This window comes from Streptomyces sp. NRRL B-24484 (genome assembly GCF_000717715.1).
GTDB lineage: Bacteria > Actinomycetota > Actinomycetes > Streptomycetales > Streptomycetaceae > Kitasatospora.
Genome location: NZ_JOAI01000015.1, coordinates 18127 through 35252, shown reverse-complemented (window position 1 = coordinate 35252; position 17126 = coordinate 18127). Strand labels below are relative to the sequence as shown.

16 protein-coding genes are annotated in these 17126 nt (G+C 74.4%); 3 read left to right on the top strand and 13 right to left on the bottom strand.

Going from position 1 to position 17126, the window contains the following annotated elements; translation table 11 throughout:
- Nucleotides 1–81: 81 nt before the first annotated feature.
- The 5 genes from IE98_RS0115755 to IE98_RS0115735 all read right to left on the bottom strand — a co-directional run bounded on the left by IE98_RS0115755 (nt 82) and on the right by IE98_RS0115735 (nt 5231).
- Complete coding sequence (locus tag IE98_RS0115755) at nt 82–663, bottom strand: TetR/AcrR family transcriptional regulator (protein WP_030269332.1); 582 nt, start codon at nt 661–663, stop codon at nt 82–84.
- 113 nt (nt 664–776) lie between these two features.
- The gene (locus IE98_RS0115750) at nt 777–1802 is read right to left on the bottom strand and encodes a 6-phosphofructokinase (protein WP_030269331.1); all 1026 of its coding nucleotides are present in this window, start codon (nt 1800–1802) and stop codon (nt 777–779) included.
- 315 nt (nt 1803–2117) lie between these two features.
- The gene (locus IE98_RS0115745; RefSeq protein WP_030269330.1) at nt 2118–2846 is read right to left on the bottom strand and encodes a type 1 glutamine amidotransferase; all 729 of its coding nucleotides are present in this window, start codon (nt 2844–2846) and stop codon (nt 2118–2120) included.
- Nucleotides 2847–2914: 68 nt separating this feature from the next.
- Nucleotides 2915–4171 carry a Mur ligase family protein gene (locus tag IE98_RS0115740; RefSeq protein WP_052390563.1) on the bottom strand — a complete coding sequence of 419 codons (1257 nt, stop codon included), beginning with the start codon at nt 4169–4171 and terminating at the stop codon, nt 2915–2917.
- A gap of 241 nt (nt 4172–4412) precedes the next feature.
- Nucleotides 4413–5231 (bottom strand): class I SAM-dependent methyltransferase, encoded by an 819-nt coding sequence (locus tag IE98_RS0115735; protein ID WP_030269328.1) that lies wholly within the window; start codon nt 5229–5231, stop codon nt 4413–4415.
- A gap of 165 nt (nt 5232–5396) precedes the next feature.
- Between IE98_RS0115735 and IE98_RS0115730 the strand changes: the two genes are divergently transcribed.
- Nucleotides 5397–6044, top strand: a complete 648-nt coding sequence (locus IE98_RS0115730; protein ID WP_030269327.1) for an SAM-dependent methyltransferase — start codon at nt 5397–5399, stop codon at nt 6042–6044.
- A 19-nt stretch (nt 6045–6063) separates the two neighbouring features.
- On the opposite strand, the gene IE98_RS0115725 is transcribed toward IE98_RS0115730, so the two are convergent.
- The 6 genes from IE98_RS0115725 to IE98_RS0115700 are packed head-to-tail and all read right to left on the bottom strand — an operon-like array spanning nt 6064 to nt 13047.
- Nucleotides 6064–7221 carry a glycosyltransferase family 4 protein gene (locus IE98_RS0115725; RefSeq protein ID WP_030269325.1) on the bottom strand — a complete coding sequence of 386 codons (1158 nt, stop codon included), beginning with the start codon at nt 7219–7221 and terminating at the stop codon, nt 6064–6066.
- Nucleotides 7222–7230: 9 nt separating this feature from the next.
- Nucleotides 7231–8706, bottom strand: coding sequence for an oligosaccharide flippase family protein (locus IE98_RS0115720; RefSeq protein WP_030269323.1), 1476 nt, complete (start codon nt 8704–8706; stop codon nt 7231–7233).
- Entirely contained in the window at nt 8703–10004 is a 1302-nt protein-coding gene (locus tag IE98_RS47925) for a hypothetical protein (protein WP_030269321.1), read from the bottom strand. Before IE98_RS47925 ends, IE98_RS0115720 begins: the two co-directional genes overlap by 4 nt.
- 1 nt (nt 10005) lies before the next feature.
- A complete protein-coding gene (locus IE98_RS0115710; RefSeq protein WP_106976597.1) occupies nt 10006–10884 on the bottom strand; it encodes a glycosyltransferase family 2 protein in 879 nt (292 codons plus the stop codon).
- A gap of 58 nt (nt 10885–10942) precedes the next feature.
- Nucleotides 10943–11662 carry an FkbM family methyltransferase gene (locus IE98_RS0115705; protein ID WP_030269318.1) on the bottom strand — a complete coding sequence of 240 codons (720 nt, stop codon included), beginning with the start codon at nt 11660–11662 and terminating at the stop codon, nt 10943–10945.
- Nucleotides 11659–13047 carry an O-antigen ligase family protein gene (locus IE98_RS0115700; protein WP_030269316.1) on the bottom strand — a complete coding sequence of 463 codons (1389 nt, stop codon included), beginning with the start codon at nt 13045–13047 and terminating at the stop codon, nt 11659–11661. Before IE98_RS0115700 ends, IE98_RS0115705 begins: the two co-directional genes overlap by 4 nt.
- 37 nt (nt 13048–13084) lie before the next feature.
- On the opposite strand from IE98_RS0115700, the gene IE98_RS0115695 reads away from it, so the two are divergent.
- Nucleotides 13085–14620, top strand: a complete 1536-nt coding sequence (locus tag IE98_RS0115695) for a polysaccharide biosynthesis tyrosine autokinase (RefSeq protein WP_078661044.1) — start codon at nt 13085–13087, stop codon at nt 14618–14620.
- Complete coding sequence (locus IE98_RS0115690) at nt 14617–15192, top strand: hypothetical protein (RefSeq protein WP_030269313.1); 576 nt, start codon at nt 14617–14619, stop codon at nt 15190–15192. Before IE98_RS0115695 ends, IE98_RS0115690 begins: the two co-directional genes overlap by 4 nt.
- Here the strand turns inward: IE98_RS0115690 and IE98_RS0115685 are convergent.
- Both IE98_RS0115685 and IE98_RS0115680 read right to left on the bottom strand, forming a co-directional pair.
- A complete protein-coding gene (locus IE98_RS0115685) occupies nt 15168–16172 on the bottom strand; it encodes a polysaccharide deacetylase family protein (protein ID WP_234443551.1) in 1005 nt (334 codons plus the stop codon). The two genes, IE98_RS0115690 and IE98_RS0115685, sit on opposite strands and share 25 nt — an antisense overlap.
- On the bottom strand, nt 16169–17014 hold the full coding sequence (locus IE98_RS0115680; RefSeq protein ID WP_030269310.1) for a class I SAM-dependent methyltransferase: 846 nt from the start codon (nt 17012–17014) through the stop codon (nt 16169–16171). Before IE98_RS0115680 ends, IE98_RS0115685 begins: the two co-directional genes overlap by 4 nt.
- Between the last annotated feature and the right edge of the window lie 112 nt (nt 17015–17126).

The following is a 17126-nucleotide window of genomic DNA, read 5'->3' as shown; positions in this document are numbered from 1 at the left end:
TGTACCGTTCGATCCAATATGAGGCCGTGCGGAGGGCCGCCGGAGGGCGGCCGGTGGAGCGGTGGATCCGGTCCGTGGGGCTCAGTCGAGCAGCGAGAGTGCGAGGTCCGCCGCGTCGGTGACCCGTCGCGGGTCGTCGCCCGCCTTGCCGATCACCCGCATGCCCTGCATCACGGTGAGCAGCAGGCGGGCGATCGCCCGCGGGTCCTTCTCCGGCGCCAGTTCGCCCTGGGCCTGTGCCCGGGCCAGTGCGCCGGCGGTGAGCGTCTCCAGGGTGTCCCAGCTGGCCCGCACGCGGCGGGCCGCGTCCGGGTCGCGGGTGGCGAGTTCGGTGGCGGTGTTGGTGATCAGGCAGCCGCGGTGCCGCTGCTCGCGGACCGCCTCGTCGGCGAAGCGCCGCACCACCGCGCGGACGGTGGGCAGGGCCGCGCCGGGCTGCGAGAGCTCGGCGAGCAGCTTGGCGTCGGTGTTCTCCCGGTAGCGGTCCAGCGCCTTGAGGAACAGCTCGTGCTTGCCGCCGAAGGTGGCGTACAGGCTGGCGCGGCCGATGCCCAGGTGCCCGGTGAGGTCGGCCATCGAGGTCGCCTCGTACCCGCGCTCCCAGAACAGCTCCAGCGCCGCCTGCAGCGCCGCGTCCGGGTCGAACTCCTTGGTCCTTGCCATGGGAAGACCATAGCGCTATCTGGATCGATCAGTCAAGAAAAGCGGGGGAAGAGAAGGAGCCCCGCCCGCCGGGACGGCGGACGGGGCTCCCGGGGAGCTGCGGAGGGGCCGGGTCAGATGACCGTCTCGGCCTCGGTGTAGCGCTCCTGCGGCACGGTCTTCAGCTCGGCGACCGCCTCGGCGAGCGGCACCAGACGGATGTCGGTGCCCTGCAGCGCGGTGATGTGGCCGAAGGCGCCCTTGTGGGCGGCCTCCACCGCGTGCCAGCCGAAGCGGGTGGCGAGCACCCGGTCGTACGCGGTCGGGGTGCCGCCGCGCTGGGTGTGGCCGAGGATCACCGGACGGGCCTCCTTGCCGAGCCGGTGCTCCAGCTCGCGGGAGAGCTGGGTGGCGATGCCGGTGAACCGCTCGTGGCCGTACATGTCCTTGGTGCCCTCCTCCCACGGCATGGTGCCGGGCTCGGGCTTGGCACCCTCGGCGCAGACCACGATCGCGAACTTCTTGTGCCGGTCGAAGCGCTCGCGCACCACGTCGGTCAGCTTGTCGATGTGGAAGGGGCGCTCCGGCACCACGATCGCGTGGGCGCCGGCCGCCATGCCCGCGTTCAGGGCGATCCAGCCGGTGTGGCGGCCCATCACCTCGACCACCATGACCCGCTGGTGCGACTCGGCGGTGGTCTTGAGGCGGTCCAGCGCGTCGGTCGCCACCGAGACGGCGGTGTCGAAGCCGAAGGTCACGTCGGTGCACGCGATGTCGTTGTCGATCGTCTTCGGCACGCCGACCACCGGCAGGCCCGCGTCGCTCATCAGCTTCGCGGCCTTGAGGGTGCCCTCGCCGCCGATCGGGATGACCGCGTCGATCCCGAGGTCCTTGCAGTGCTGCTTGGCGCGCTCCACACCGTCGCGCAGGTGGCTCGGCTGGACCCGCGAGGAGCCGAGGATCGTGCCGCCCTGGGCGAGGATGCCGCTCACCGATTCGAGGGTGAGAGGACGGTGGACGCCTTCGAGGAGGCCGCGCCAGCCGTCCTGGAAACCGATGATCTCGTCGCCGTGGTCGACCACCCCCCGGTGGACCACGGAACGGATCACGGCGTTCAGGCCGGGGCAGTCACCGCCGCTGGTCAGGACACCAATACGCATTGCTTTGCAACTCCCCTGGGGGCACCTCCCAGCCGCCAGGCTGGGGGGAAGAACCGGAGGCCGGACTACCACCTCGGTGTCGCCACCGCGGACAGGTCGCACCCGGGCGTCTTCAACCGGGGCGACCATGGCACAGCATACGGTTCCTGCGTCCGGCCGGGCAGGAGCCGAGCGGGAGCGGCATCGTCGACGCGTCCGCGCAATCTGCAGCCGGACGCCGAGGAGGGTTGCGTCCAGCGTTCCCTATTCTCTTATGCATCCCGCCCGCGGGGCACCGATTGACCGCAATGCGGTCAATCGGACACCCTCGACGTCTCAGGCGGGCTGGCTGGTGGCCGCGATGCGCTCCGCGCGCAGCGCGTCGTACCAGGTCGTGTCGGCCGGCGGCAGCGCGCTGACGTCCAGCGCCAGCTTGAGCAGCATGTCGGCGACGGCAGGGTTGCGGGCCATCACCGGGCCGTGCAGGTAGGTGCCGAACACGGTGTCCCGGTACGCGCCCTCGGTGCCGTCGCCGGTGCCGTTGCCGCGTCCCGTCCGCACGTTCGCCAGGGGCTTGACGCCCTCGCCGAGGTGGGTGACGCCCTGGTGGTTCTCGAAACCGGTGAGCTGCGGCAGGCCGAGCGCCGGGTCCACGTCGGCGAGCACGTCGCCGACGCAGCGGGAGCCCTCGCCGCGGGTCGTCCACACGTCGAGCAGGCCGAGGCCCGGCTCGCGCTCGCCGAGGTCGTTGATGAACTCGCGGCCGAGGATCTGGTAGCCGGCGCAGACCGAGAAGATGATCGCACCGTTCTCGGCGGCGCGGACCAGGCCGCCGTCGTTGCGCAGCCGCTCCGCGGCGAGCCGCTGCGGACGGTCCTCGCCGCCGCCGATCAGGTAGATGTCACCGCTGGTCGGCACCGCCTGGTCGGAGCGCACGTCGATCCGGGTGACCCCGAGGCCGCGCTGCCGCGCCCGCCGCTCGACGACCAGCGCGTTGCCGCGGTCGCCGTACGTGCTGAGCAGGTCCGGGTACACCCAGACGAGGCGCAGGCTGCTCTCGTTCATCCTCGAAGGCCTTCCGTACTGCTGCTGCTGCTGAGGCTGCTGGAACTGCGGGTCGGCGGGGTACGACATCAGACCGCCACCGCCTTGCGCAGCTGCTGGAAGGCGGTGTAGTTGGCGATCGCCTCGATCCGGCCGGGCGGCGCCAGCCGGACGGCCTGCTCCAGGGTGTCCACCACCTGGAACTGCAGCCCGGCGACCTCCAGCCGGACCGCCAGGTCCAGCTTGCGCTGGCCCATCACGAAGATCGGGTGGCCGGCCAGGCGCTCGTAGTCGACGTCCCACAGCCAGGAGGTGTCGGTGCCGTCCGCGTCCAGCGCGTTCACCGACAGCACCACCGGCGCCGGCGGCTGGTCGATCAGCGTGAAGGTCTCCAGCCAGCCGGCCGGGTTCTTCGCCAGCAGCAGGCGCACGTCGCGGCCCTGGTACTGCACCACGTCGTAGCGGCCGGCGACCGCGGCGACCGTCTGCATCCGCTGCAGCGCGACCTGCGGGGCGACGCCGAAGACCGCCGCGACCGCCGCCGAGCTGGTGGCGTTCGCCAGGTTGGCGCGGCCGGGCAGCTGCAGCTGGATCGGCCAGGCACCGCGGTGCGGGTCGATGACGTGGGTGCCCTGCAGCGCCCAGTGCGGGTTCGGGCGGCGGAAGCCGCACTGCGAGCAGAACCAGTCCTCGCCGGGGCGCTGCATCACGCCGCCGCAGGACGGGCAGGACCAGGCGTCCTCCTTCCACGCCTGCCCGGCGGCCACCCAGACAACCTTCTTGCAGGACGAGGCGGCCCAGGTCACCAGCGGGTCGTCGGCGTTGGCGATGATCACCGCGTCCGAGTCCTTGAGACCCTCGCGCCACTTCTCCGCCATCATGCGGGTCTCGGCGGCGCGGTCCAGCTGGTCGCGGGAGAGGTTCAGCAGCGCTATGGCCTTGGGACGGGTGTCCCGGGCGACCGTGGCGAGGTACTTCTCGTCCACCTCGATCACGCCGAAGCGGGCCTCCGAGCCGCCGGCCAGCGCGGCCGTGATGCCGGCCGGCATGTTGGCGCCCAGCGCGTTGGACACCACCGGGCCGGCGGCGCGCAGCGCCTCGGCGATCAGCCGGGTGGTGGTGGTCTTGCCGTTGGTCGCGCTGACCAGGACCACGTCGAGGTGCTCGGACAGGGTCGCGAGCAGATCGGGGTCGAGCTTGAGCGCGATCTTGCCGCCGATCACCGAACCACTGCCGCGCCCGGCCTTCTGCGACAGGGCGGCGGCCATCTTGCCGGCCGTCACGGCGATCTTGGCGCGGGCGGGCAGCGAGGCGTCGCGTGCGGCTTCCGGACCGGTGCCTTGCATGCTCAGTGGTTCCTCCTTGCTGCGGCGCCGCCCCGGTCGTGCGGGACCGTCGGACGGCAGGGACGGGGGTCAGCCTACCCACTCCGGCGACGGGCTCGGAGCGCAGGACCCTCCGCGGCCTGCCGGGACGGGCCCGGAAGGGGCCGCGGCGCCCTCCCCGGCCCCGGCCCGCGCGGGACGTGACGGCCGGTCACCGGCGGGCGGCACAACCGTGCGAACCGGGATGAGCCGGGCACAGAGGTCAGTCGCGCCGCCGTGCCACGACGAACACGGAGGACGGGCGGAGCTTCTGCCAGGCCGACGTCGGGTGGTAGCGGTAGTTCCACGCGGTCGCGAGGGACATCGCACGGTCGACGACCGCGCCCGCCCGGGTCGCGTACAGGTTGCAGCGCAGCAGCCGCCCGAGCCGCGGGGTCGGCGTCGCCGCGCAGAAGCGGCTCGACCGGATCGACAGCCCGGCGTCGCGGACGGCCCGCTCCAGCAGGTGGCGCGGGATGCCCCGTTCGCGCCTGGTCAGCCCCGGACGGTCGGCCGCGCGCCAGTCGCCCATCGAGACGACCGGCTCGCAGAGCAGCACCCACCCGCCGGGGGCGGTCACCCGGCCGATCTCCCGGACGATCTTGGACACGTTGGGGATGTGGTGCAGCACGCCGAAGCAGAGCACCAGGTCGAAGCTCCCGGTCCGGAACGGCATGTCGCCGGAGGGCACGGGCTCCTCGTACCGCACCGGCGTCGAGCGCAGCGCGGCCGACCGCAGGCGCGCGGAGGGCTCCAGGATCGTGATGTCGTCGATCCGGTCCAGGACGGGGAGGAACTCGCCGCCGAAGGCGCTGCCCACCCCGAGCGCGCGCGGGAAGCGGCGGTCCGGCAGGTGCCGGAAGCCGTACTGGCGGTTGAAGCCGCCGTAGCCGTACGCCTCCGAGTCCGAGGACGCGGCGCCGAGACCTGCGTACGCCTCGCGCTCGTCGGTGAACCACTCCTCGATCTCCGCGGGGCCGAAGTCGTCCCCCCACAGTTCGAGGCCGGAGAGGTAGCGCTCCGCGAACGCGTCCGTCTTCATGCGGGCACCGTAGGGCCTCACCCCGGGAGTGCCGGACAACCGGGCCGGGAGCCCGGCGGACATGCCGCCGTTGGAGCAATGGCGCGGGCCCGCCCGTCCCGGGCGACAGACTTGCCCGAGCCCGGCGGGGAACGGACGGCCGGGGAACGAACAGCGGAGACCGGGATGCTGAAGACGACGATCGCCGACCCGGACAGGCCCGGCTCGCTCGCGCACGCGGCGCGCGCCCGCCGCTGGACGGAACTCCTGCGCTGCTACCCCGACCTCGCCGAGATGCGGGTACTCGACCTCGGCGGCACCCCCGGGTCCTGGCGCGCCGCACCGCTGCGCCCCGCGCACGTGGTGACGGTCAATCTGGACCCGGCCACCGCACGGCACGACGAGCCCGGACTGACGGCCGTCGTCGCCGACGCCTGCGACCTGCCGTCCTCGCTCGCGCACGAGCGCTTCGACCTGGTGTACTCCAACTCCCTGGTGGAGCACGTCGGCGGGCACAGCCGGCGATGCCGGTTCGCCGAGACCGTGCGGGGCCGGGCCGCCCACCACTGGGTGCAGACGCCGTACCGCTACTTCCCGATCGAGCCGCACTGGGTCTTCCCCGGCATGCAGTTCCTGCCCTTCCGGGCGCGGGTCGTCGTCTCGCAGCGCTGGCCGCACGGGCACATCCGCTCGGCCGGCCCCGCGCAGGCGGTGGCGGACGTCGCCGAGGTCGAGCTGCTGTCGGCCACCGAGATGCGCGCGTACTTCCCCGACTCCGACCTCTGGTACGAGCGCTTCGCCGGGCTCCCCAAGTCGCTGGTGGCCCGGGTGTAGCGGACGGCCCGACCGCCGGTCAGGCTGCGGTGCCGAACCAGTCGGTGTAGGTGTCGGCGACGGCGTCGAGGTCGAAGTGCCGGTGCACGCGGCTGCGGCCGGCGGTGGCGAGGCGGGCCCGCAGGGCGGTGTCGCGGCCGAGGTCCACCATGGCGTCCGCGAGCCGCCGGGGGGAGTCGACGTCGGCGAGGACCCCGGCCCGCCCCTCGTCGAGGACCCAGGGCACCGCACCGCTGCGGCGTCCGCCGAGGACGGGGACGCCCACCGCCATCGCCTCCAGCAGGATCATCGGGCAGGCCTCCAGCCGTGACGGGTGGACGAGGACGGTCGCCTCGGCGGCGAGCCGTCCGAGCAGGTCGCCGTGGCCGGTCGGGCCGACGAAGTCCACGCCCGCCGCGAGCCCGCGGCCGGCCGCCCAGGCGGCGGCCGGGCCCTCCGCCCCGAACCCGTCGCCGAACATCAGCAGCCGGGCGGCGGGGAGGCTGCGCCTGGCCAGGCCGAAGGCGGCCAGCGCGGCCCGGCCGTTCTTGAGCGGTCCCCAGCCGTTCAGGACGGTGGCGAAGACCGGCGCGGCGGTGGCCGAGGGGGTCGGCGCGCTCGGCATCCCGGTGAGCCGCACCCCGTTGGGGATGACCCGCACCGGCCCGGGCGCCCGGAGGACCGTCCGCAGATGCCGGGCGGTGTACGGGCTGACGCCGCTGAGCGCGGTGGCCCGGTGGACGGCGGGCAGCGCGAGGGAGTTGCGCAGCCAGCGGTACGGACTGAGGCCCTCCTCCCAGGCGCACCGCAGCGGCGCGTCGTGGGCGGTGACGAAGGCGGGCCGCCCGCTGCGGGCCGCGGCGAGGGCGAACTCGTACGTCCAGTGGGCGCTGACCACGTCGGCCGGGCGGGCGCGCATCTCGCGGACGAGGGCCTCCCGTTCGACGCGGAAGAAGTCGCGCAGGTAGTGCCGGGCGTGCGCCCGCATGGGCACCACGACGACGGTCAGCGGGCCCGCCGTGCGCACCCAGGGCCGCTCGACCTCGCCGAGCGCGTACACGGTGACCCGGTGGCCCTGGTCGAGCCAGGTGCCGACCAGCAGACCCGTGTACGGCACGGCGTAGGTGACCGGCGGCGGGCAGCCGAGCCGGCCGGCGAGCGGGGCGAGCGAGATCGGTCCGGTGAACCCGATGTGCATGGGTGGTCCTCAGGGGCGGCCGGTTCGGGCGGGGCGGGGGAGCAGGCCGTGCGAGGCGGCCATGGCGAAGACGGGCACGTTCCGGCGCACCAGGAGCCAGAACGCGGCGACGGGCAGCAGGGCGAGCAGCCCGAGGGCGGTCGAACCCGCCGCGCTGCGGCCGTACTGCGCGCCGGTGTGAGCGGCGAGGAAGAAGGAACCGCCGATCACCGCGTGGACCAGGTGGGCGCGCAGCACGGCCGGCACCTCGACCAGGCCCGCGCGGTGCCACCCGGCCAGTTGGAGGGCGTGCCCGACGGCGGGGCCAACCGCCATCGCGGCGGGGACGAGCGCGAGACCGCGCGTCCAGGCGGCGGCGCCGACGGAGAGGAGCACCGTCAGGGCGACGGCGGTCTGGACGACCAGCAGTCCCCGCAGCGCCTTGCGGACCTCGTCGACGGCGTAGCCGATGGAGCACAGGAAGTAGAGGGCGGCGTTCAGGGCGAGCAGCGGCACCAGGCCGGAGGCGGTCTCCCAGCCGGGGCCCAGGAGCAGCGCGAGGGCGGAGGGGCCGAGGCCGGCCGCGGCACCGAACGGGATGAACGCGAGGCCGGACGCGGCGCTGAGCATGTCCCGGACCTTCGACGCCAGCGGCAGCCCCTGGCCGTGGGCCCGGGCCAGCACCGGTGTCGCCGCGTGGTGCAGGCTCTGGCACAGCAGGTTCAGCGGAATCGCGACGGTCAGCGACGCCCGCGAGAACTGGCCCGCCGCGGCGGGCCCGAGCAGCCGGGCGGTCAACCACAGCGGGGACTGCAGGGCGGCCGTCTGCACCAGGCCGTAGCCGGTGAAGGTACCCGAGAGCCCGATCATCGACCGGGCCGGGACGTCGGGCCCGTCCGGGAGGCCCGCCCGGGCCAGCCGGACGGTGGCGACGAGCAGCGTGCAGGCGGAGGCGGCCGGGAACGCCGCGGCCATCCCGTACGGGTTCCAGCCGAGGCCGAGCAGCAGTGCGCCGGTGAGCATCCCGCCCAGCTGGCCGCCGAGGTCGGCGGCCACGGACGCCCGGGCGAGCCCGCACCGGCGCAGCGCCGCCGTGGCGACCGCCGCGGAGGGCAGGACGAGGAACTGCAGGCCCAGGATGCGCAGCAGGGGCTCCATCAGCGGGAGGTGCCACAGCGCGGCGCAGGGGGCGGCGGTGACCTGCACGGCCAGGCAGCTCAGCGCTCCGGTGGCGACGGAGATCCGCCGGGCGGTGCGCAGCACCTGGCGCGTCAGGTCCTCGCTGCGCAGCAGGTAGGTGGCGAGCCCGGCGTTGGAGAACAGGGTCAGGACCTGGAGCACGGCCAGCGCGGTGGCCTGCACGCCGTAGGCGCTGCTCGCCACGGTACGCGCGGTGAAGGCCGTGTAGGTGATCTGCAGGACGGTGTTGGCGGCGGCGCCGCCGTAGTTCCAGGCGAGGGCGGCCAGCGCGCTGCGGGGCTCGGGAGCGGTCCGGACGGTGCTCATGCGGCGGCCCCCAGGCGCAGGGACGGTTCTGCTGGCACCGCCGGGCGGACGGTTCCCGGTGCCGCCGGCTGCCGGAGGAGCAGCCCGATCAGCAGGCTCTGCTCGAAGGGCATCGCGTACGCCAGGCAGAAGCAGGCCATGCCGGTGACGGACAGCCACATCGCCAGCCCCATCGGGGCGCGGGGCGTGGTGCGCCGCAGCACGGAGAGGACGAGCCAGACGGCGGCGCAGAGCCCCGCCAGGCCGACCCGAAGGAGCAGGTGCAGGTAGAAGTTGTGCGGCTGGCTCTCGACGACGTGCCCGTAGAGCAGCCGGTCGAATCCGGAGCCGAAGGGCAGGCCGAAGAGCCACTCGTGCACGCCGTTCAGCCGGCCGACGAGCAGGTGCGAGCTGTCGATGCGCCACTCCAGGGTGTCTTCGTTGCTGGCCGACGAGGCGAGGTTGCGGGTCAGGCCGGTGTCGGAGGAGAGCGAGAACACGAGCAGGGCCGTTGCGGCGAGCAGCACCGCCAGGGTGAGCCCGGCGGCCCTGCGCCCCGACCTCACGGGACGGAAGAGCAGCCATCCGGCGACCATCACGATCGCGGCGGCCCACACCGTGCGGTGCTGCAGCAGCACCACGACCGGCAGCAGCAGCCCGGCCAGCAGCCCGGCCGGCAGGCGGCCCCCGGACGAGCCGAACGGATTGCACAGCAGCATGACCGCCGCCTGGGCGATCACCAGGGCGGACGCGGCGTCCACGGGCCGCGAGTTGACCATCCGGCCGTCGACCAGGACGGAGGTGGAGTTGCTGCCGATCCCCAGTCGGCTCCACCAGAACACCGCGGCCAGGCAGTACACGCAGGCCAGCACCGTCCAGAGCCGGACGACCAGTCCGTCGAGCGGCTTCCCCGACCTCGCCGTGGCGGTGTAGCAGACCGCCCCCAGCGCGTGGAGGAAGTACACCCGGGCATCGTTCCCGGCCTGCTCGACGCCGTACGCCGCCATGCCGGTGACGACGGACACCGCCACCAGCAGGCCCAGCACCGCGAGGGCGGCGTGGCCCGGGGTCGGCCTGATCGGGCGGCGCACCACGGAGACGACGGCGGCGATCCCGGCGCACACCGTCAGCAGGTCCAGCGGGTAGAGGCTGATACCGGCTCCCAGCACCGGCACCTGACCCCGTGCCAGCACCAGCCAGGCCTGCCCGCCGGCCATGGCGCAGACGCCGATCGCGGCGGAACGGACGAAGAGCAGCACCACGGCGACGGCCGTGGTGAGGGCCGCCGCCGCCAGCAGCGCGTCCTGGGCGGAGAGCACGTCAGGCCCGCCGGGCGCGGTCCAGGGCCGCGGCCAGCGCCGTCCGCGCGTAGGGCGCGACCATCAGCAGGGGCGCCCACGGCCACAGGTGCCGGTGGCAGAACGCCCACCACTGCCGCGGCGGCAGCTCCCGCTGCGACACCAGCCGCCGCAGCGCCTCGCGCACCCCGATGCCGGGCTCCCGGGAGCCGCTCAGCGGCGGGTTGGTGTCGCAGGCGCCGACGTACCGCGGGGTGACGTAGAGGGGGATCCCGGCCCGCCGGGCCCGCAGGCCGTAGTCGAAGTCGCCCATCGAGTGCCGGAACCTGCGGTCGATGTCGCCGAGCCGGTCGCGGACGCGGCGGGGGACGAGCACGACGTTCCCGTTGCAGGTGTCGCAGGGCTCGGGCGCCCCGGTGGGGTCGACGAGCACGAAGACGTGCGAGCGCGGGTGCCACCGGGGCAGCGTCCGCCGCCGGCCCGAGTAGGTGGTGCGGGCGCCGTCCGAGGAGTGCAGCGCGCCCACGACGACGGCCCTGCCGCCGGTCCGCTCCGCGGTGGCCAGCAGGTCGGCGACCGCGTCGGCGGTGAGCCGCACGTCGTCGTTGAGCCACAGCTGGTGGTCCCAGGCAGGCAGCGCGCCGTGTCTGCTGCGTCGGCTGGCGGTGCGCATGCCCTCGCCCCAGAAGACGTCCTGGCCGACCGTCACCACCTCAACGTCGGGGAAGTGCTCCGCGACCGCCCGGGCGGTGCCGTCGGTGCTGCCCGCGTCCACGAGGTGGACGGACAGCACCGTCCCCGCCGGCAGGCCGCGCTGGTCGCGCAGCGAGGCGAGCGCGGCCAGGGTCTTCGGGGCACGGTTGTGACAGGTCATCAGCACCGCGATACGGAGTGGTTCCACAGGACGAACATGGTCCACCGGGTGGCCCCGCGTCCCCCCGACACTCCGAGGTGTCGCGCTATTCGCGGAACAGCACCGCGTCGCACTGGTACATCCGGCCCGTCCTGCCGTCGGTGAACCCCGGCAGGAGGTTCATCAGGGTGAACCCCTCCTCCTGGGCCCAGTCCAGGGCCTCCCGGTGGAGCATCCCGCCGTCGTACAGCGGCACCAGGGACATCTCCAGCTGCAGCCCCGCGCAGTCGGCGAGGCGCTCCCCGGCGCCGTCCAGCACCTGCCGCTCGAAGCCCTGGACGTCCAGTTTGAGGAAGGCCCGCTCGCCCTCGGCCACGAGACCCGGCCAGAGCGCGTCGAGGCGTTCCACCCCGACCTCCTCCGTCCGGACGTACGCGCTGCCGGGCGAGGCCTCGGTGTGCAGGTCCAGCATCGGCAGCAGCGAGCTGCTCGCGCCGGCGTTGCCCGCGACGTTGATCACCGCGCTGCCGGGCCGGTCGCCGAGCGCACAACGCACGGTGTTCCACCGGGGATCGCCGGCCGCCCGGCGGAGCAGCTGCCGGTGCAGCTCGCCGACGGGCTCGAAGGAGGTGATGCGCCCCCGGTAGCCGCAGACGCGCAGCTGGGACGCGTAGTGCCCGGTGTGCGCGCCGACGTCGAGGACGACGTCCACGCGGTGGTGGCTCAGCAGGCGGGCCACCTGGTGGTCGGGGCACTCGTCGGGGTAGCGCGCGACGTCGAGGCCCAGTCGTCGGACCGCACTCCGTGCGCTGTGCAGCAGGGTCATCGCGCCAGCTTCGCAGGAGTCGGCGGGGCATCGGTTGATTGGCGCAGCACGGCCGGCGAGTGTCGGGGACGGTCCGGTGCGGCGCCGCGCAGCGGCGGACCGTCGCCGGCCGCGCCCGCGGCCGGGGACCACGCGAGCAGTACGGAGACGAGCACGAGGACCAGCAGCAGGAACGGGCTGAAATCGACGCCGCGCAGCGGCGCCTCGGTCACGCAGGTGGCCACGGTGACGGCCGTCAGCGCCCAGGGCAGCCCGGCACCGGCCGCCGCGCCGCGGGCGGCCGCCACCACGACGGCCGCCGCGAACAGCAGCAGGCCGGCCGCGCCGACCAGCCCGGACGTGGCGAGCGTCTGGTGCAGCTGGCTGTGGGCGTGGGAGTAGACGGCCTGGACGGGGGAGGAGCGGTCGGTGAACAGCGTCGGGCCGTAGCCGAGCAGCACGTCCGAGCGGAACGCGCTCATCGCCATGTCCCAGACCGCCGTGCGCCCGTGCAGCGTGCTGACCTCGCGGTCCGACAGCACCTGGCCGGCCCCCGTCACCAGGGCCGGCACGAGGACGGCCCCGCAGACCGCGATGCCGAGGACCAGCAGCCGGCGCAGCAGCGGGTGGATGCGGTGGTGCGCGCCGCGTCGGTACAGCAGGAGCAGGCCCAGGGGCGCCGCCAGCCACGCCGTCCGGGACTGGGCCAGGACCAGGACGGCCGCGGCCGCGCCGGCGTGCAGCGGCCACAGCCGGCTCCGGTACAGCGGCGCCAGCTCCACGGCGAGTGCGGCCGAGGCGATGACGCCCAGCAGGATCGGGTGGGTGGTGACGCCGACCAGGCGGGAGGAGCCGAGGCCGGGCAGCCGGAAGTTGACGATGGGGCTGGCGGCCAGTGCCCAGCCAGGCGCGACGGCCAGCGCGCACAGGCTGCCCCAGGTGTAGACCCGCAGCATCGCCCGCACCCGGCGCATCATCGCGGCCGGCCGGATCCGCGGCGCCGCGTACAGGGCCGCGACGGTCAGCGGGGCGAGGTAGAGCCGCCAGTCGCCCGCGCCGCCGTGTCCTCCGAACAGGGCGGAGAGCACCGGGCCGGCGTACATGCCGAGCGCCGCCGCGGCCACGGCCGCACCGACCGGTCCGGCCGGCCGGCGGGGCCCGGCCAAGGCGAACAGCAACACGCCGACCAGCAGCGCCACGGTGGCCAGCAGGTAGCCCATGCCGACCTGCAACTGCCAGGCGGCCGGGCCCTCCTGGGCTGTCGGCAGGCCCCAGTCCGCGGGGGCGCCGGAGTCCGCAGGGCCGCGCGGCGACAGTACGACGGCGAAGAACGCCGGGCCCAGGCCGACCGCCCACACGGCGACTGCTGCCAGGCGGGGGGCCACGGTGATGGCGCTGTGGCGCACAGACACTCCTCGACAGGGTGAGAGCGGCTGACCCGAAATGTGGTCAAACGTGTTTAAGCTCCCTAAGGGGATATCTCATGCCCCGGTGTCGAGTCCGGGCCGCCCCGGATGCCACGACCGGAACAACCCGAAGGGGTGCACGTTGGATCTGCGTGGATTTTTCAGGGCCATGGCGCGGCGCTGGCTGTCCGTCACGCTCCTGGCGCTGGCAGGCCTCGGCGCGGGGCTCGCCGCGACGGCCGCCTCCACGCCGCAGTACCTGGCGACGAGTCAGATCTTCGTCTCCACCCGCGCCAGCGGCGACATTGCCGAGCTCAACCAGGGCAGTGCGTTCTCCCAGGCGCGGGTCCAGTCCTACGCCGACATCATCTCCAGCCCCCGCATCGCCGGCCCCGTCGTCGACCGGCTGCGGCTGAAGACGACGCCGCAGGAGCTGGCGGGGCACATCTCGGCCTCCGCCAAGCTGAACACGGTGCTGATCGACATCTCCGTCACCGACTCCGACCCGGTGTGGGCGGCGCGGATCGCGAACGGCGTGGCCGAGGAAGCCGGCCGACAGATCGTCAGCCTGGAGACGCCGCCCGGGCAGGGCACCGCCCCCGTCCACATCGGCATCACCCGCACGGCCGAGGCGCCCGGAGCGCCCCTCTCCCCGAAGCCCGTGCTCAACGCCGCGGCCGGACTGCTCGCCGGGCTGCTGTCCGGCGTCGGCCTCGCCCTGCTGCGGGAGACCCTCGACACCACGCTGCGCACCGCCCACGCGCTCGGCACCGCGACCGGGCTGCCGGTGCTCGGGTCGGTGCCCTTCGACAAGGGCGCGCCGGACCACCCGCTCGCCGTCGGCCCGGCCGCGCACAGCGCGCGGGCCGAGGCCTTCCGGCTGGTGCGGACGAACCTGCAGTTCGCGCAGGTCGACCGCAGGCCCCGAGTGATCATGGTGACCAGCCCGCTGCCGGGCGAGGGCAAGACCAACACCGCCGCGAACCTCGCGCTCTCGCTCTGCGAGGCGGGCAGCCGGGTCTGCCTGGTCGACGCCGATCTGCGCAACCCGTGCGTCGCCAAGACGTTCGGCCTCGTCCAGGACGCCGGCCTGACCAGCGTGCTGATCGGCCAGGCCGCCGTCGACGAGGTGCTGCAGGAGTGGGGCGAGGCGAACCTCAGGGTGCTCACCTCGGGGCCCGTCCCGCCCAACCCGGCGGAACTCCTCGCCTCCGACCGGATGGGGCTCGTCCTCGCCGGTCTCGCCCGGGACTTCGACACCGTCATCGTGGACAGCGCCCCCCTGCTGCCCGTCGCCGACACCGTCGGGCTGGCCCACGCCGTCGACGGCGCGGTCTTCGTCGTGCGGGCGGGGCGCACGCCGGGCGAGCGGGTGCAGGCGGCCGTCGAGTCGCTGCGCTCGGTGGGTGCCCCCGTCCTCGGCGGCGTCCTCAGTATGGCCAAGCTGCAGAGCGAGGGCTACGGCTACGGCTACGGCTACGGCTACGGTGAGGAGGCCGCGGGCGACCTGCTGGTGGCGCCCAGGAAGCTCGACGAAGACAGCGCGGCCGATGCCGTGCGGGCCGCCAAGTGACCCGCTTCGAGGTGCTGTTCGTCTGCACCGGCAACCTCTACCGCTCCCCGGTCGGGGAACGGCTGTTCGCCGCGCACACGGGCCCGCCCGGCGGCGGCATCGGGGTCGGCAGCGCCGGGACGCTGGCGCGCCCCGGGCTGCCGATGCCGCCGCGGACCGCCGCCGTACTGGAGGAGCTTGGCGGCACGGCCGGTGCGTTCACGACCAGGCGGCTGACCGCGGCCCTCGTCGCCTCCGCGGACCTCGTCCTGGGGCTCACCCGGGAGCACCGCGACGCGGCGGTGCGCCTCCACCCCGCGGCGCTGCGGCGCTGCTTCGCGCTGGAGGAGTTCGTGCGGCTCGCCGGCGCGGTTCCTCCGGAGGGGGCGGACGACGGCCCCCGCGCCGCGGTCGCGCGGGCCGCCGCGCTGCGGGGCCGCACTCCTCCGGTCGCGGCAGGCGCCGACGCCGTCCCGGACCCGGACGGCCGCCCGGTGGAGGAGCTGCGCTCGTGCGCCGCCCGGATCGACCTGGCCGTGCGGCGGGCCGCCGCCCTGCTGACGGCCGGTCAGAGCCTGCCGCTGAGCGACTGACCCGCCCGGGCGGCGGCACGCGCCACCACCCGCCCGGCCCGGAACAGGGCGGGGTGGAAGCCGGAGAGGATGGTCTCCAGCCGGTCCGTACTGGTGCGGGTGGAGACCACCAGCCGGTCGATCCGCAGCGGGTGCAGGGCCGAGGGGTCCGCCAGCTGGTGGTTGTAGAGGAACCCGGTGCGGTAGCCGGTCTGCTGGAGGATCCGGTGCACCCGCTCGTCGGTGTTGCCGTTGGGGTAGGCGAAGGCGGCGGGCGGGCGGCCGAGCAGGTCGGTCAGCCGCCGGTGCGCCTCCAGCACCTCCGTCCGGACCTGCTCGTCGCTGCAGCGGTCCAGGCAGGGGTGGGTCAGGGTGTGGTTGCCGACGACGACGCCGGCCGCCTCCAGCTCCCGCAACTCGCCGCCGCTGAGCTGGCGCCGGCGCGGCGCGGGCGCGGCGGCGGTGGCCCGCAGGTCGGCCAGGGCGAGCCGGCGGTCCCCCTCCGGGAGCAGCTTCAGCGTGTGGGCGGCGGCCTCCAGCGCGGCCGGCGGGAGGCGGTCGGTGCGGGCTCCGTGCCGCACCAGGTGCTCGGCCTCCTCCCACCAGAACGGTGTGTCGGTGCCGACCAGTCCGGGGATGACGAAGCACACCGCCGGGATGCCACGGGCGGCCAGCAGCGGCAGGCCCCGGCTGTGCACGCTGTGGTCGCCGTCGTCGAAGGTGACCAGCACGCTGCGCGGCGGCAGCGGCCGGCCGCCGTGCACCGCCGCCTCGACCTGCTCCAGCGAGACGGGCACGAAGCGGCGCTGCAGCAGGTCGAGATGGGCCTCGAACGCCGCGGCGTCCTCGATCCCGTGGTAGCCGAGGACGGCGAGCCGGCCGGCCGAGCGGCGGCGGAACCACGCCTGGACGGGCGAGCGCCGCAGGGCGCGGTCGGCGCCCTGCCAGGAGTCCCAGCGCAGGTACCAGCCGACGAGCCGGGCCCGGACCGCCGGGTTCACGCGCGGACCAGAGCCGGGAACGACGCCCCGATGCCGACGCCCCGGTACCAGTGGTCGCGGGGCTTCTCGCTGAAGTGCAGGAACTCCCGGCGGTTCTCCTCGGCCCAGCGGGGGAGCTCGCTCCAGCAGTACGTCTTCGTCGCGAGCACCACGGCCCCGGGGGACAGCAGCGGCGTCGCGGCGGCGAGTTCGGCCCGCTCGTGCTCCGGTGTCCAGCCGGTGTCGACGAACAGCAGGTCGATCGGCTGCTGCCGGACGACCGGACCGGCGAGGAACTCCAGCGAGTCGCCGATCACGCGGTCGACCAGCGTGTCGTACGGGGGGACGATCAGCTCGCCGGCACGGTCGTCGATGTCCACGGTGGCCAGCCGGCCGCTGCCGTTCCTGAGCAGCGCGGCCGCGATCACCGCGCTGCCCAGCCCCCGGTTGGTGCCGGTCTCGACCACGAACCCGGGACGCAGCGCCCGGACGAAGGCGTACCAGCCGATCCGGCGGCCGTAGCGGACCACCGGGTCGGTGGTGGCGTTCCGCTCGCTCCTCGCCAGGCCCGCGGCGACGAGGCGGCGCAGCTGCTCGTCCTGCTGCACCTCGGCCAGGTAGCCGCGGATCTCGTCCACCGGGCTGCCGGTCGCCGTGGCGACGAACCAGGACAGGTGCTCCAGGTTGAGGGGTTCGAGGTCGTAGGTGTAATGCACGTGCTCGCGCGAACGGACGAGCCAGGACGCGGTCTGCTTCACGGCGTGGGCGTTGTGGCGGGCGGCGGCCGCCAGCCGGATCGGGAAGGTGGCCAACGGGGCCAGCGGGCTGGCAGCGATCCGCCGGGTCAGCGCAGTGTGCTGCATGACTGCTCCTAATGTGTCTTTCCCACCCGAGTGGCAGGTCTCTGACGCCCCGTTACGGCGTGTTTGTGGCAATTTATCCATCATGGAAAGAAAGTCTCCGGCGACACGCCAC

Excerpts from the sequence above, each read along its gene's own strand:
- IE98_RS0115755 (WP_030269332.1), bottom strand. The coding sequence starts at position 663 with ATGGCAAGGACCAAGGAGTTCGACCCGGACGCGGCGCTGCAGGCGGCG.
- IE98_RS0115750 (WP_030269331.1), bottom strand. The coding sequence starts at position 1,802 with ATGCGTATTGGTGTCCTGACCAGCGGCGGTGACTGCCCCGGCCTGAAC.
- IE98_RS0115745 (WP_030269330.1), bottom strand. The coding sequence starts at position 2,846 with ATGAACGAGAGCAGCCTGCGCCTCGTCTGGGTGTACCCGGACCTGCTC.
- IE98_RS0115740 (WP_052390563.1), bottom strand. The coding sequence starts at position 4,171 with ATGCAAGGCACCGGTCCGGAAGCCGCACGCGACGCCTCGCTGCCCGCC.
- IE98_RS0115735 (WP_030269328.1), bottom strand. The coding sequence starts at position 5,231 with ATGAAGACGGACGCGTTCGCGGAGCGCTACCTCTCCGGCCTCGAACTG.
- IE98_RS0115730 (WP_030269327.1), top strand. The coding sequence starts at position 5,397 with ATGCTGAAGACGACGATCGCCGACCCGGACAGGCCCGGCTCGCTCGCG.
- IE98_RS0115725 (WP_030269325.1), bottom strand. The coding sequence starts at position 7,221 with ATGCACATCGGGTTCACCGGACCGATCTCGCTCGCCCCGCTCGCCGGC.
- IE98_RS0115720 (WP_030269323.1), bottom strand. The coding sequence starts at position 8,706 with ATGAGCACCGTCCGGACCGCTCCCGAGCCCCGCAGCGCGCTGGCCGCC.
- IE98_RS0115705 (WP_030269318.1), bottom strand. The coding sequence starts at position 11,662 with ATGACCCTGCTGCACAGCGCACGGAGTGCGGTCCGACGACTGGGCCTC.
- IE98_RS0115695 (WP_078661044.1), top strand. The coding sequence starts at position 13,085 with ATGTGGTCAAACGTGTTTAAGCTCCCTAAGGGGATATCTCATGCCCCG.
- IE98_RS0115680 (WP_030269310.1), bottom strand. The coding sequence starts at position 17,014 with ATGCAGCACACTGCGCTGACCCGGCGGATCGCTGCCAGCCCGCTGGCC.